Source organism: Dysgonomonas massiliensis (genome assembly GCF_900240225.1).
Lineage (GTDB): Bacteria > Bacteroidota > Bacteroidia > Bacteroidales > Dysgonomonadaceae > Dysgonomonas > Dysgonomonas massiliensis.
Genome location: NZ_OEPV01000009.1, coordinates 100,381 through 113,996, shown reverse-complemented (window position 1 = coordinate 113,996; position 13,616 = coordinate 100,381). Strand labels below are relative to the sequence as shown.

At 36.9% G+C, this 13,616-nt stretch carries 11 protein-coding genes; all 11 read right to left on the bottom strand.

Annotation, left to right across the window (positions count from 1 at the left end; genetic code table 11):
- Positions 1-13 precede the first annotated feature (13 nt).
- On the bottom strand, positions 14-709 hold the full coding sequence (gene porG, locus C1A06_RS10565) for a type IX secretion system protein PorG (RefSeq protein ID WP_101690231.1): 696 nt from the start codon (positions 707-709) through the stop codon (positions 14-16).
- 58 nt (positions 710-767) lie between these two features.
- Positions 768-2,159 (bottom strand): DUF6242 domain-containing protein, encoded by a 1,392-nt coding sequence (locus tag C1A06_RS10560; RefSeq protein WP_101690230.1) that lies wholly within the window; start codon positions 2,157-2,159, stop codon positions 768-770.
- Positions 2,160-2,252: 93 nt separating this feature from the next.
- Complete coding sequence (gene ribD / locus C1A06_RS10555; RefSeq protein WP_101690229.1) at positions 2,253-3,302, bottom strand: bifunctional diaminohydroxyphosphoribosylaminopyrimidine deaminase/5-amino-6-(5-phosphoribosylamino)uracil reductase RibD; 1,050 nt, start codon at positions 3,300-3,302, stop codon at positions 2,253-2,255.
- Between the two features lie 23 nt (positions 3,303-3,325).
- Positions 3,326-3,703 (bottom strand): RidA family protein, encoded by a 378-nt coding sequence (locus C1A06_RS10550; protein WP_101690228.1) that lies wholly within the window; start codon positions 3,701-3,703, stop codon positions 3,326-3,328.
- A gap of 59 nt (positions 3,704-3,762) precedes the next feature.
- Positions 3,763-4,500, bottom strand: a complete 738-nt coding sequence (rlmB, locus tag C1A06_RS10545) for a 23S rRNA (guanosine(2251)-2'-O)-methyltransferase RlmB (protein ID WP_101690227.1) — start codon at positions 4,498-4,500, stop codon at positions 3,763-3,765.
- Positions 4,501-4,604: 104 nt separating this feature from the next.
- On the bottom strand, positions 4,605-7,118 hold the full coding sequence (locus C1A06_RS10540; protein WP_145996384.1) for a hypothetical protein: 2,514 nt from the start codon (positions 7,116-7,118) through the stop codon (positions 4,605-4,607).
- Positions 7,119-7,287: 169 nt separating this feature from the next.
- Positions 7,288-9,588: an OmpA family protein gene (locus C1A06_RS10535; protein WP_101690225.1), complete on the bottom strand. Its 2,301-nt coding sequence runs from the start codon at positions 9,586-9,588 to the stop codon at positions 7,288-7,290.
- A gap of 170 nt (positions 9,589-9,758) precedes the next feature.
- Positions 9,759-10,703 carry a GNAT family N-acetyltransferase gene (locus C1A06_RS10530; protein ID WP_101690224.1) on the bottom strand — a complete coding sequence of 315 codons (945 nt, stop codon included), beginning with the start codon at positions 10,701-10,703 and terminating at the stop codon, positions 9,759-9,761.
- Positions 10,684-11,499 carry a sugar 3,4-ketoisomerase gene (locus tag C1A06_RS10525; RefSeq protein WP_101690223.1) on the bottom strand — a complete coding sequence of 272 codons (816 nt, stop codon included), beginning with the start codon at positions 11,497-11,499 and terminating at the stop codon, positions 10,684-10,686. The genes C1A06_RS10530 and C1A06_RS10525 overlap by 20 nt, the downstream gene beginning before the upstream one ends.
- On the bottom strand, positions 11,484-12,761 hold the full coding sequence (locus C1A06_RS10520) for a murein hydrolase activator EnvC family protein (protein WP_101690222.1): 1,278 nt from the start codon (positions 12,759-12,761) through the stop codon (positions 11,484-11,486). The genes C1A06_RS10525 and C1A06_RS10520 overlap by 16 nt, the downstream gene beginning before the upstream one ends.
- Positions 12,761-13,615 carry a lipoprotein insertase outer membrane protein LolB1 gene (lolB1, locus tag C1A06_RS10515; RefSeq protein ID WP_101690221.1) on the bottom strand — a complete coding sequence of 285 codons (855 nt, stop codon included), beginning with the start codon at positions 13,613-13,615 and terminating at the stop codon, positions 12,761-12,763. The genes C1A06_RS10520 and lolB1 overlap by 1 nt, the downstream gene beginning before the upstream one ends.
- Between the last annotated feature and the right edge of the window lies 1 nt (position 13,616).

The window sequence follows — 13,616 nt, the reverse complement described above, 5'->3', positions numbered from 1 at the left end:
TTTTATTATTCTCCTAATTGTTTATACATGGAGCACATCTTACTCCAAAATCCCAAGTAATACTGAACATAGTCAGTGCATACCAGTCTTTATTTTTAAAGAAGCCCGAGTTTGTTTTATAAGGATCACTCAAAGTCGGTCCATCTTTTTTTGTTTTATCAAAATCATCCCCAAAGAGCTTTCTCATTGAGAATTCAAATCCTAGATTCAATCGGTCGTTCAGCTTATACTTCAATCCCAACCCCATCGGAACATTGACTCCGTAGAAAGTATGATCTCCAAATCCAACTGTAAAGCCCAAACCTATCAACACATATGGTGTCAATCTTTTTGTATCGAGATATGCGTACTTGTTACTATAATTGAAAAAATTAAATTCAATTTGTCCGCCTAGATCTACAAAGTTACGGCTAAACTTAATGTCTTGACCGTAAGGAAAAGCATCACCCGAACTACGTGTATCACCCGAAACATGCCCCATTACCAGATTGGTTTTCACACTCCAGCGAAAATCATGATTGTACCGAAAAACAGCACCTCCCGAGGGACCTATATTTTTGAGCAGCTTCGTCTTGTTGGCATCACCCATATAAAACGAAGTCCCAGCCATTCCTCCTATCTCATATTTGTAGTCTTGTGCTTGCGTATGCATCGTCGAGATAAAGAAACAGATTAAAGTTATAACTATTTGAAATATCCTTTTAACCATGTTTTATTTATTTACATATATCTCTAACAACGCAATTTCTAGACTTAAAGTATAAAACTTAGTTTTTAGGAGCCAATCTATTTAAGCGTCCTTTCCATACTCGACCAGCTTGATTTTCTGAACCAATAATCCATATATAATTTTCGCGGTCAATTACAATTGTTTGATTTTTAGCAGTTTTTATCTGAGGATCAAATTGTTGTTTTTCAACAGCTTTAATCCACTTCATACCCCATCTACTGGTATATAATGTATCATTTGTTGCTGCATACATTTTCTCATCATAAATAAACGTCTTGAAGTCTTCTTTTACTTCAAAAGGCTTATTACTTGCGCCATAATACAATGGAGATATTTCTAATACATTCTTTTTATTTAGACTGATCATCCAAATGTCGGCTGTATTTTTACCAGAAAAATCTACACCTCCCGATATTGCCAAATGATTCTCTACTAATTTATTTCTATCATAATTTGTAGCTGACGAGAAGTCATGAGATGGGAATCTCTCATCTGTAGGCACTAAAGCTTCAGCAAAACCAGTTATTTCATTTACAAGTGTTATACTAGTCAGATCTTTCGTTTTACCAAATTTATATTTACCATTATCATTTACTACTACCAGCAATTGATCTTCCGCTTCGGTTGCTGCAGGTAAAACTCCTAATATATTATGGACATTCATTCCATTCGTTACAGGCTTCCAGTTAGCAGGGTCAGAAGTCGATGCTTTGTATGAACTTCCATCAGCAGATACTGCAAACAGATTGTTTCCAAATGCCATTATACTCGACAGTCTTATATCTCTAGGCAATTCTGTCACTGCAAGATTCCAAGACACATTATTCAAGGAAGATGTATATGAATTTATCTTGTTTCCTGCTACAGCATAAACCACCATATTATCATCCAAAGCAATTGCTTTCAACGGCACATTTACTGCTACTGGCAATGAAGCAACTCGTCCCCAGTGTAATGTATCTGGATCATATTGGTGAATATTTATTTTCAATTCATATTCTTTCATGTAAACATTTCCTGCTGGAGGTACAACTTTAAAAGTCAAACGTTTTGAAAAATCAATAGAGTCACCTTCTGCTGAATTCCATGTAAATATTGTATCTCCATAATCAATATCAATAGTTGATGCCGTTTCCCCCAATGATATTGTAGCCTTAAATTTAGCTAGCCTTGTACCATATGCCAAAGAGTCGGGATTATAAATCAACTTTTGTCGTTGATCAATGATAAACTTTGTTGATTCCAATACCGGATATGTAATACTATCTAAAGCATCTTTTGGGGTTCCAGCCAAAGAAAACGAAGTTATAAGTGCGTTTTTAGATTGTACAGAATCCACATATGTAGTAGTGTCATCATCATTACAAGATACGGTAGATATGATTACTGCAAAAGACAGTATGAGATATGCTATGTATTTAGTATTCATCAGTTAAATCAATCATTAATAATTCTAATGTGCAAAAATAGAAAGAATTTCGGCTTGTACGCCACAGAATTACATATTTATAATATTTTATATTTAAGATAATGGCATTAATTCTATTATTTTAGAATGTTTCCACTTATTCACTGCAACAATATTTCCCGATATTGATGGGGCCTTTACCCCTGAACCAATGGTTAAATCTCCGATTTCGCGGAATGCCCGATCCCACTTGCCCTGATCGATAAAGCTTTGCAACAGCTGCTGTCCACCCTCTACCAACAAAGAATTAATTTTTCTTTCTGCAAGAATTGTTAAGATATTTTTTAACATTTCCTGATCAAAAGTCATTGGAATATAAGTTACTGAACCCTGTTGTGTTTCCACAGATACATTTTCAGTAAACACCCAAGTAGGTGCTTCCGAATTTAAGACATTGGCATTTTCAGCTATACGTCCAGTTCTATCCAATAAAATCCGTATAGGATTTTTACCATTCCAGAGACGTGTAGTCAACGAAGCATTATCTTTTTGCGCGGTATTAGTTCCGATCATTATAGCATCTATTTCCGACCGTCTTTTATGTATCAACACGCGCGTGAAATCATTCGATATAAGAGTTGGAGTATCATCTTCCAAAGTCCTATCTCTATCCATAAAAGCATCACGGCTTTCAGCCCATTTCAGGCAGACATAAGGTCTATTATATTGCTGCTTTGTGAAAAATTCGCGATTAAGCTCCCTAGCCTCTTCCGTCAAGATACCTTCTTCAACCTCGATCCCTGCAGCTATTAACATTTCAATTCCTCGCCCCGATACCGCAGGGAATGGATCTCTACATGCAACAACCACACGTTTGACCCGACTATCAATCAGCAATTGGGCACACGGAGGTGTCTTACCATAGTGTGCACACGGTTCTAACGAAACATACACAGTTGACTCTTTCAATAGACTTTTATCTTTTACCGAATTAATTGCATTTACTTCGGCATGTGCTTGTCCATAACAACGATGATATCCTTCACCAATGATTTGGTCATTATAGACGACAACAGCCCCAACCATTGGATTGGGGCTGACTTGTCCTCGACCTTTCGCTGCCAGTTGAAGGCAGCGGTACATATATTTTTCGTCAGAGCTCATTCTGAATTACGACCAAGTCTCTATTATCTTGCAGCAATAACTTCGATTTCAACCATAGCCCCCTTAGGCAGATCTTTTACAGCAAAAGCAGAACGTGCCGGAAAAGTTTCTCCAAATTGAGTAGCATACACTTCATTCATACCTCCGAAATCGGCAATATCAGCAAGCAAAACAGTCGTCTTTACAATATTATCAGTAGTCATTCCTGCCTCTGCCAATATCGCTTTTATGTTTGCGAACGACTGAGCAGTCTGCTCTTTTATTCCACCTTCTGGAAATGCTCCAGTTGAAGGATCAATAGGCAATTGCCCTGAGATGAATAAGATTCCATTTACCTCTACTGCTTGACTATATGGTCCGATAGCTGCCGGAGCATTATTTGTTGCTATTATCTTTTTCATATGTGAATTTATTAGTATTTAGATTTCAAATTTAACCAAATGATTTTACAAAACTTAATTTACAATGCTCGTTGTCTTATTACTTCATAAATAAGGACTCCCGTAGCGACAGATACATTCAGCGATCCGATTGTTCCGAATTGAGGTATTTTGACCAGATTATCAACAATACGCAGATTATCAAGCGAAACACCAACATCTTCAGACCCCATTACCAGAGCAACTGGTCCATCATATTCTATCTCCGTATAATTCTTCTCGGCTTTCTCTGTAGCTGCAACAACTTTTATTCCGCAATCTTTCAGATACTTGATAGTATCTGTCAAATTTTGTTCTTTACAAACCGGAATTTTCATCAATGCGCCTGCTGATGTTTTTACAGCGTCAGCATTTACCGTAACGCTCCCGCGTGCAGGAATAACAATTGCATCTACCCCAGCCACCTCGCAAGTACGAGCTATTGCTCCGAAATTACGAACATCAGTCAACCCATCCAACAAAACAATAAATGGGTTTTTACCGTTCTCGTACAAAAAAGGAACGATATCTTCTATCTTCTCATAGCTTACTGCAGATAAGAAAGCTATAACTCCCTGATGATTTTTTCGAGTGAAGCGGGCAAACCTTTCCACAGGCACTCGCTGTACTGGAATATTATTTGAATTAAGAAGCACAAAAAGCTCTTTAGCCAAATCACCTTGAAGATCTTTTCGTACAATTATTTTGTCTATTTCTTTACCGGCTTCTATTGCCTCAATAACGGCACGAATGCCAAAAATCATTTCCTTTTCTTTCATTTATTATAATTAGAAGATAGATTTCAAAGGTAGAGCTAATTTGTGAAAAAAAAAATTACCCCCGACTTTTTCGAGGGTAATTCTTTATTATTTTTCTACTATGATTATTTCACAAGCTTCTGATCTTCATTCACTCTTATTCCAATTCGCTCTTCGTTCTCAGGATTATACTTCGAAACTCCTTCAATTCCACCCGGACCTTCAGTAATTTCGATATCAGTCACCTCTACTTCCGGAACCACTGGTGCATCTGCATCTTTTAGAATCGCTTTAATTTGATCTTGAAGTTTAAATTCATTTACTATTGCAGCAACTTCGTCGTCACCCAATATTCGGTAAGCTTGCCTGAAGTCTGTTTTACATGCATCAATCAGATGCTTAGCTGCATCTTGCTTGCGTCCTACTCGGTAAGAAACTATAGCAGACAGATACTCTGTATAGCCATTTGGCTCTAGTTTTTCCAGCAAGTCATAAGCTTTTTCATATTCATTCAAGTTAGCATAGCAAAGCGCTGTGTTATAATCCTGATACCCTCCTAATATTTCCAGAGCTGCATTGAAGTTACCATTCTTAATATTTTCAAGAGCATGAACATATGGTTCGTTAACTTCCGAGAAAATAGAATCCGCAACACCCATACTAGGACGGCTCATATTAAACACGATATCAATCTTACGAAGTTTAGGATATATATCATTCATAATGATTGCATAGTCAGCTTTATACTTACGGCGAATATCATGCTCTGTCTGATCAGGATAGACAGAAGTATTCAACATTTCCAAAATTTGTTCCTTATTTTTGATATCAGGATGTGCTTCAATTTCTTTTTTCATTCCATCCCAATCTTCTCCGATATATTTTGCAACGAAAGTCTCAGACACATTGGCTTCTGTAGGCAGTATTCCTTTCAAGAATTCTTTCATACCAACACTACGACGACGAGAAAGATCTAGATTCTTATCATAAGTACCTTCCAACGAAGCCGAACCTTTCAGTATCACACTATCAATAGTCAAGCCTCTTTCGTAGCGGTTTCGCATATATGTGCGGTATACACTATCAGCCTGCACTTTGTTATCACCAAAATTAACATCAAAATCAGCACTATTTACCTTATATTTTGGCTGAATCGTAATCAGATCATATACATTTCTGAAAATTCGAACTTTTTTAGCTGATAAAGTAGAATCCGCCAACTGATTCATATTAGTAATATAATATGTCAGCGTGTCGGTAGGAGCCATTCTGAATGTACTTAAGTCAACGGCCTCTACTTTACTATTCATTGCTAAAGAAAAACTTTCTTGCCCTTTAGCAACAGGTACTATTTTCGAATAGTGATACACTAAATCGTTATCACGTGTTTTTATTACTGAATCGAGTATAAACGAATCTCCTCCATCCAGAGGATATTTCATGATTTCGCCACGAATTTCATTGATACGGGCTACTGTCACCTCATTCAAAGCGACTTCGTCATAATCATACAGATGACTTGCAAAACGTAATGAATCCAGTCTCGTTGTTGAGAAATTTTTGATATCCCCAGCTGCTACACCCGCAGCATGTGCTTTGCGATATCTTCGGGGTACAACTTTATCTTCGAGCTCTGCATTTTCCAGACCTTGCGTATAATATTTCTTCTCTTCTATCTGAAGCTCATTCAAATACTTGTCATATAAGCCTATCGTATCTACTCCGGCAGCATAGTCACGAGCCACCATATTCAATGCTACTAGTGCATTTTCATTATAGTTTTTCATATCTACACCTTTTCTTTGAGCAGCATAAAAAGCATCTTGATCCTGACGATCAAACTTCCATTTTTCGTAATTTACTCGTTTAGACCAATCCTTATAATAGGCATTCCAGTAAAACTCTTGAAGTTTTTTCAATTCTTTCTCTGTCCGTTCTCTATCCGAGAATACAGTGCCATAGTCTCCACGGAGGACTAACGATCTCAAGAATTTTTGATAATTTATATCATCTAATTTTTGCTTTGCTGCAAATTCTTCACCTGTTATTTTCAACATAGGCAACACTACAGAGCTATCTCCTTGTAGTAGTTCCGGATTCATGATCAGCCTCCACTTAGACGATAGTAACTGACTAGGAACTGTTACTTTGAAATCAAGTTTCACTGTACCATTGCGCTCTGAGACAAAACGCTTATTAGGCTGTTTAAGGACATTAAAAACATTTGGTATTGACCTCAAATACTCCGTAGTCTTTGATGCAACAGAATCATCAACAGCAATTTCTTCTTGCTTTACAGGAGTAAAACCTGGTATATCAACAAACTCCAGCAGATAATCCTCTTCTGGCAGAACAATACTCTGCGGTTCAGGTTGTTCAACCGGGATATTATACATTTCCAAGAAATCATCTTTCTGAGCGAAAGCTATATCTACCTTTTCAGATTGCATAAAAAGAGGTTTTGTAACCGTCTTGCTTTTTCTTCGCGATTTTTTGAATTCAGAAGAATGCTGAAAAAGCTCTTCTTTAGGTATTCCCCATGTAGCACATGACTCTGTAATCAGCAAAGCAACTACTAGTAATATTGGGATATAAATTTTTGTACAGAATGTTGCCTTATTATTCAGTTTTCTTTTCATACTCTCTACTTTTCCTTCAGATAAATAGTGTTTGTTAAGTTTTGTATCGGTTTGCAAGTTTGTATATTTATTACGCAAATTTAATTCTTTTTTTCAATTAGCTGGATGGTTTACTATAAAACTCTAAAAATAGACATTTTACCACACAACCATATCAGAGTCAGGCGATTTACAACTTATATTTTTTTATCAGTTGAACAATCTCCGGATCATACGGTATACGATCTATTTTCTTCGGATCCTCAGCACAAGCACTCTTAAGCGCCTCTATAGCTTCATTATCGTAACCTAATCGACAAGCTGCAATCGCTAACAAATAGTTAACATCAGCATCCTTATCGAGAAACAACAATAGATCATATGCTTTTTGGTTTTCACCCATGCCCATCAGACATAACGCTGTGTTGAAGTCAGGATTCTCTGATAGCAGTTTGATAGCATCCCAGTATTTACGTTCTCGCATCTGCTGCAGAGCCTCTTTATACCCTACTATCGTTGTATATTTCATTTCTTCGGCAACCTCCATACCTGGACGATGCATGAAGAAGACGAACGCAGTTTTTCGAAGTAAAGGATAGATCGAATCTTGCATTACTTTATAATCGTTCTTATACGTACGTTTAATTTTACGTTCAGCGTTATCTGTATCCTCAAGCGTAGCTACTTCGCCCAATATAGAAAGGACTGCATCTTTGTTTGGCATATCATCTCTTTCTTTGATCCTAGACACCAGCGTATTCCAATCCTCTCCTTTGAAAGTATGTCTAAAAATATTCTCAACATCTAGAGTAGGAAATACATCTATCGATAGATATTTTTTCAGTGCTTGACCTCGTTTATCTGATAATGTCCAATTATACATAAACGTTCCATCAAGAGAGCTAGTCGTTTGCATAACAACACTATCCAGAATATACCCTGGTTCTTGAACATATTTTTGATACTCTTCTTTCAGCTTAGCAAGCTGCTCTCTATTATCTTGATATCTGATTTTAAAATCAGATTTTCCTGATTCAAACTTTGGATAAATCGTAATATGCGTATACATATTACGCATCACTTTAGTACCCTTAGTTTCCAGCTCCGGCTTAATCAGGTCATTTAGTGACGTTATTTTATAATTTGTAAAACTTGTCGACTCTACCTTATAAGAAGGATGCCCTACAACATCTATCGTATTATCAATCTTCAACTTATACTCTGCAGTACCTTGAGGCATGATTGCTCTATGAGGGTAGTAAAATACAAAATCCTGAGAAGCATCGAAAATAGTATCAACAAGAACATCTTTTCGATATGGATATGGAATCATCATTAACTTGCGCTCCTCTCTCAAAGAGTCTCTGCGTTCATTCACCGCAATTTGATCATATTTATAACGCTTCTTGGTTATATCCAGAGAATCCGTCTGAGTCATCAATTTATTTTCGAGATCCGAAAAACTTCTGTTCGATGCATACAAATCCCTAAACTCTTTAGGGACTTCATCAATAGTAAGCAATGGAGCACTAAAATCTTTTGGATATTTTGCAAATTTCTTTTCAAATCGTCTCATATGGCGATCATATATACCTGATGTATCTTTTCCTTGTGCCAGTCTACGTTCGCTCTCCTCGCGTACTGCACGCCTTGCTTCATATTCTTTTTCTTTGCGATATCCTACTTTACGAGCCTGATCATAAGAATCGGCATCTTCGCGTTCTTCTTTCCATCTCTCGTAAGCCATTTGCCTTTGCCATTCTTTATAATATTCATCATAGAATATATCTTGCTTAGCCTTCAGGTCACGATCTACTGCCTCATGATCAAGAAACTTTTCATCATATTCGTTCTTACTAACAATAGACGCTGCATATGCTTCATATGCTTTATAATCTTCAGCCTGCTTTGCTGCAAAAGCACCACCTCGTACTATAACATCTTCTAACTTTATGATGGAATCATTATTAAAAATAATTTGCGGAGAAATAGTCAGTTGAGTTCTAGTATTGATCAGAGATTTTGGTACTCGCACAATAAAACCGGTATTAACAACCCCATTTCTCTCAGGTACATTCGCTCCTCTCGTATTTGTAAGTAGTGCTGACAAACTAGAAGTATCAGTATTTTGAATACTTTGTAGCTTCGACAATCTCCAGTTATTTAATATTAACTCCTCCGAGATGATTGGAGTTCCAATCGAATCCATCTCCACACCTATCATATTGGGCTGTACGACATCGATCTTAGTCGAATCTTCCAACATCAAACGTTCGGCAACTTTAGCATTTTCCTTAATATCAGCCTTAGACAATTTCTGTAATTTGAAGTCATCAACTGCTTTAGTTTTTTTTGCGCTTTTCTTATTCTCTCGAATTTCTCGCACCGAATAGCTAGAGCAAGAATACATAACAGAAATAAGCATTGCTATAGCCAATGCATAAAATAGTCTTGTATGATGGGGAATCATTCTATTAAATAGCTGTATCATATTGCTTTGTGTCGTCTATCCTATTTATAAAGTTCTGCGTTTCGGTTATTTTTGCATGTAACTTGTGCTCTCTATTATTTCAATACAAGACAATCTAACCTTTTATAAATCTTATTTTTCCAAATAAATTATAATGTAAGGGGGCAAAGATAATGTTTTTTCAAAAATAATTATAAAATAATCTCATATATATCATACAAAGTCGCCCGCGCTCCAAATCCTTCTTTCTGATTTATAAGATTTTCATTCAAATAATACCCTCCACATTCGGTTGAAACACCATAATCAAAATATTTTTTATCGGAAAAAATATCACTATTTAATATGAAGTTTATCAGTTGGTCTATTGCTCCATTTTTCTTCCCGTCTACTGTTGCCGCTATATATTGTACGTGAACGACTTGATCTGTTATAAACAAAACGGTTCCTCCAATAATTTCCCCCTCCTTATCGCAAGCTAGATATAGATTTATATTATCTGGAAACAAACGGCCTAATAATTCGATCTCAGGCAAAGTATGAACCGGAGACTTCTTGTACTTCGAAAACAGATTATCTGCTAAAATTCCCCAAAAGCTTGCATAATCTTCCGACCGTTGAACTGTAATCTCTTTTCTCCGCGCTCTATCAAGACTATTTTTACGTTGCGTAGAGTATTCTATTCTACAATTGCGTAGATCAATTGTAGAAGATATATTTCGCTCACAAACAAAAGCCTTCAATCGGAACAAAGCATAGAGATCTTCTTCTGATGGCTGACGATGATAGATATGAGGAATTGCTTTATACACAAAACGAGTAAATCCTTGTTGACGAAAAGTAAATATCAGATGTTCAAAAATATCAAGTACACACTTAGCACCAATATGATTACTCAACACAAGTCCTCCATAAGTAAGTCCCTGATGCGAATAATAGCTTTTATTCTCGATATGTCCAGCCATCACCGCTAGCAAGCGATCTTTATCATCATATATCATAAATGACAATTCGCGGAAACGGCCTCGATGATACTCTATGAAATCGCGTTGATGCAAAAAAGTTCCATTTCTGGAATTTCGCACCAGATCATCCCATTGATCTTTATACTCACTGTTATATAGAAGTATTTTCATTCTTGCGATACGTTACAAAATCATCATAATCATCAATATAACCAGCCGCATCATAGGCCTCAGAAGCAAAAACGAGACACAAGGCTCCATCTATATAACTGGTTTGTTTGGCCCAAATTCCTGCAGGGAGAAACAAGCCGCTAGACGCGTCATTTAGATCAACGATCGAATTATTAGCCCCATCATTCAATTCGACACTAAAAGCACCATTCAAAGCAATAAGAACCTCATGGCAAGATTTATGCATGTGACCTCCGCGTTCAACTCCATTCGGAACATCATAAATATAAAAAATGCGTTTTATCGCAAAAGGAGTATTAGCAGCAGAGCACAAACCATCAACTCCTTTATAATCCATATCTATAGTCAAGCATTCATCGATCGAATAATTATTAGGTTTGAGTTCATTCGACTGAATGCCCCCATCCCCTTTCGGAGCTTCTGTATCCGATAGTATCAAACAAATTATATCACGGGATTGACGTGCAAGTTTAACATTCGTACCTTTCGAAATAACCAAACCTACATTCGGTTTATCCAGCAAATAAGAATCCGTATCCGAAGTAATCTCAACAAAGCCAGATAGTATTAAGATAATTTTATTCGAAACCTCTTCTTCTAGATATTTAAAAGCATTTTCCAGACTTTTACCCTTAGTCCATCTAACAGACTTAACCTCGAATGGAATATCATACTCTAACTCAATAGGAGTCAAACTCCCTCGATTATCCCTAATCACAGGCAACTCTATCAGTTTTACTCTCTGATTTTCGTTATATGCTATTTTCGAAGCCAAGGTTCAGGGTTTTGTTTAGTTGTACCCTTCCACAACTGGAAATGCAATTCTGACCGATTTGTATCAGGATCAGTATATACAGTCCCAAGCGATTGATTTGTCTTTACCTTATCCCCTTTTTTCACAGATAAAGTAGAGATATTTCCATAGAATGTATAATAACCACCGTGTCTCACAATTACACAATTGTTATAACCCGGCATATTGGCAACCATAGTCACTTCTCCATCAAACACACATCTGGCCTGAGCTCCGGCCTGCGACTGAAGATCAATACCACTACTCGAAGTAGAAACATGTTTCCATTGCTGATGTTGATGTGTCCCAAAACGAGTCGTTATTACATAGCGCCCTGTTATAGGCATTGGCAACTGCCCCCTATTCGCCGCAAAACTTCCAGAAAGCTTAACATCCGCCTCAGCTATAGCATCTTTCGGCAAGGGTTGCTTATCACGTCCCGCTTGCTGACCTTGTTGTTTTTGCTGCTGTGCTTGTTTTTTAGCAAGTGCTTCGGCCCTTTTACGAGCTTCGGCCTCTTTACGGGCAATATCCTCAGCAATTAGTCTTTCAATCTCACGATTTAGCTTTTCTGCTTGCTTTTTCTTTTCAGCCAATACTTTTTGAAGATCTTTCTGCTTTTCCTGAGCTTCTTTTACATTCGTCTGATAATTTTGTTCTTCTTTCTGAAGATTAGATCTTTCAGCTTCACGCTGACTGAGCAGAACAACCTTTTCAGCTTTCGAGCGAGTCAAAGCTTCTTGTTTCTGTTTTCGTTCTTCCTGTTTAGCTTTTATTTCGTCTGCCTGATTACTCCTATATTCTGAGTATTCACGTAAATAACGTAAACGTCTATAAGACTCGGCCAACGATTTACCGGACAATATAAATAATAGTTTATTCTGATTTTGCCTATTACGCAATACAGCATCCACTGTCTTCGCATAGCTCTCACGTTTCTGAACCAATTCTGCATCAAGCTCTTTAATCTCTTTTTCAAGTAAGCGTTGCTGAACATCAATGCTTGAAATCTCATCTTCGAGCAATGTTATCACTTGCTTTCTTGAAGCAATTTGCCCTGCAATCAATTTAATTCTTGTAAGCAAAGTCGATGCTGTCTTCTTCGTTTCACGTAACAGTTTATCTGTGTTCGAAATTTCAAGAAGCATCTGCTTCCTCTGAACTTCGAGTTCTTTAATCTTTGCCGTCTGCCCAAAAGCGAGACTACCGATTAAAAATGCAAGTATAACTAGGCTAATCCTCATTAAAATTTAAGCTTCGTATATTGTTCCAATAATTCAGAAAACGTTACTTCTTTATACTTTTTCGGGATTGAAGTATCAATAGTTATATTTTTATTATCAACATCAAATTCAGAATAGCTGATTGCCAAAGTCAAGGCACGTTTACCCATATTAATAGATCCCACCAATAAGGTTGGATAGAACTGTGAATTATCATGTTTTATAAAATCGCTGTACGTAAATTGCAACGTATTATCCAAACTCTTCTTGGTAACCAGCAGTGATATAATTTTTTCAGAAGCATCAACAGCAAAGCTATACATCAGATCAGGCTTACCTGCCGTCTGAAGCATCAACATATCATTGCCCGCATTAATTTTAAACTTCGAATAATCTTTCTTTTTTACCTCTTTTTCGCCGGGAATAAAAAGACTATTAGTCAACAATGCTTGCAAGTTATAATAATTCAGATCAACCGACTTAAGTGCTTTTGAATCGGCAAAACGCTCACTAGCATACAATCCTTTCAAGCGATCAATAATAACAACTCTGTCTGGCGTAAAGTCAACACGAAAAGCTTCTCCGAGTATTGGCACACGCACCGAAACCTGCATGATACTATCTTTGATAATTTTATAATTAGCACCGACTCTTTTTCCCGACTCACCTATTTTAAGCTCCAGGTTTCCCTTTGTTGATATAGATTTAAAATCGAAGCTATTATTCAGGACATCATTGATTGCATTTTTCTCGTCCCAATTTTTCGTGTAGCTATCAGTATCTACAGCTTGTTTTTTCGATTTACAAGCTGGCATTAAAACTACTATCGCCAACACAAGAAATGATATAGTTGTTTTATTTTTTAGGAAATTCATA

Bases quoted from the DNA above. Each gene is read 5' to 3' on its own strand.
- porG (WP_101690231.1), bottom strand. From the start codon at position 709: ATGGTTAAAAGGATATTTCAAATAGTTATAACTTTAATCTGTTTCTTT.
- C1A06_RS10520 (WP_101690222.1), bottom strand. From the start codon at position 12,761: ATGAGGATTAGCCTAGTTATACTTGCATTTTTAATCGGTAGTCTCGCT.
- C1A06_RS10530 (WP_101690224.1), bottom strand. From the start codon at position 10,703: ATGAAAATACTTCTATATAACAGTGAGTATAAAGATCAATGGGATGAT.
- C1A06_RS10535 (WP_101690225.1), bottom strand. From the start codon at position 9,588: ATGATACAGCTATTTAATAGAATGATTCCCCATCATACAAGACTATTT.
- C1A06_RS10540 (WP_145996384.1), bottom strand. From the start codon at position 7,118: ATGAAAAGAAAACTGAATAATAAGGCAACATTCTGTACAAAAATTTAT.
- rlmB (WP_101690227.1), bottom strand. From the start codon at position 4,500: ATGAAAGAAAAGGAAATGATTTTTGGCATTCGTGCCGTTATTGAGGCA.
- C1A06_RS10560 (WP_101690230.1), bottom strand. From the start codon at position 2,159: ATGAATACTAAATACATAGCATATCTCATACTGTCTTTTGCAGTAATC.
- lolB1 (WP_101690221.1), bottom strand. From the start codon at position 13,615: ATGAATTTCCTAAAAAATAAAACAACTATATCATTTCTTGTGTTGGCG.
- ribD (WP_101690229.1), bottom strand. From the start codon at position 3,302: ATGAGCTCTGACGAAAAATATATGTACCGCTGCCTTCAACTGGCAGCG.
- C1A06_RS10550 (WP_101690228.1), bottom strand. From the start codon at position 3,703: ATGAAAAAGATAATAGCAACAAATAATGCTCCGGCAGCTATCGGACCA.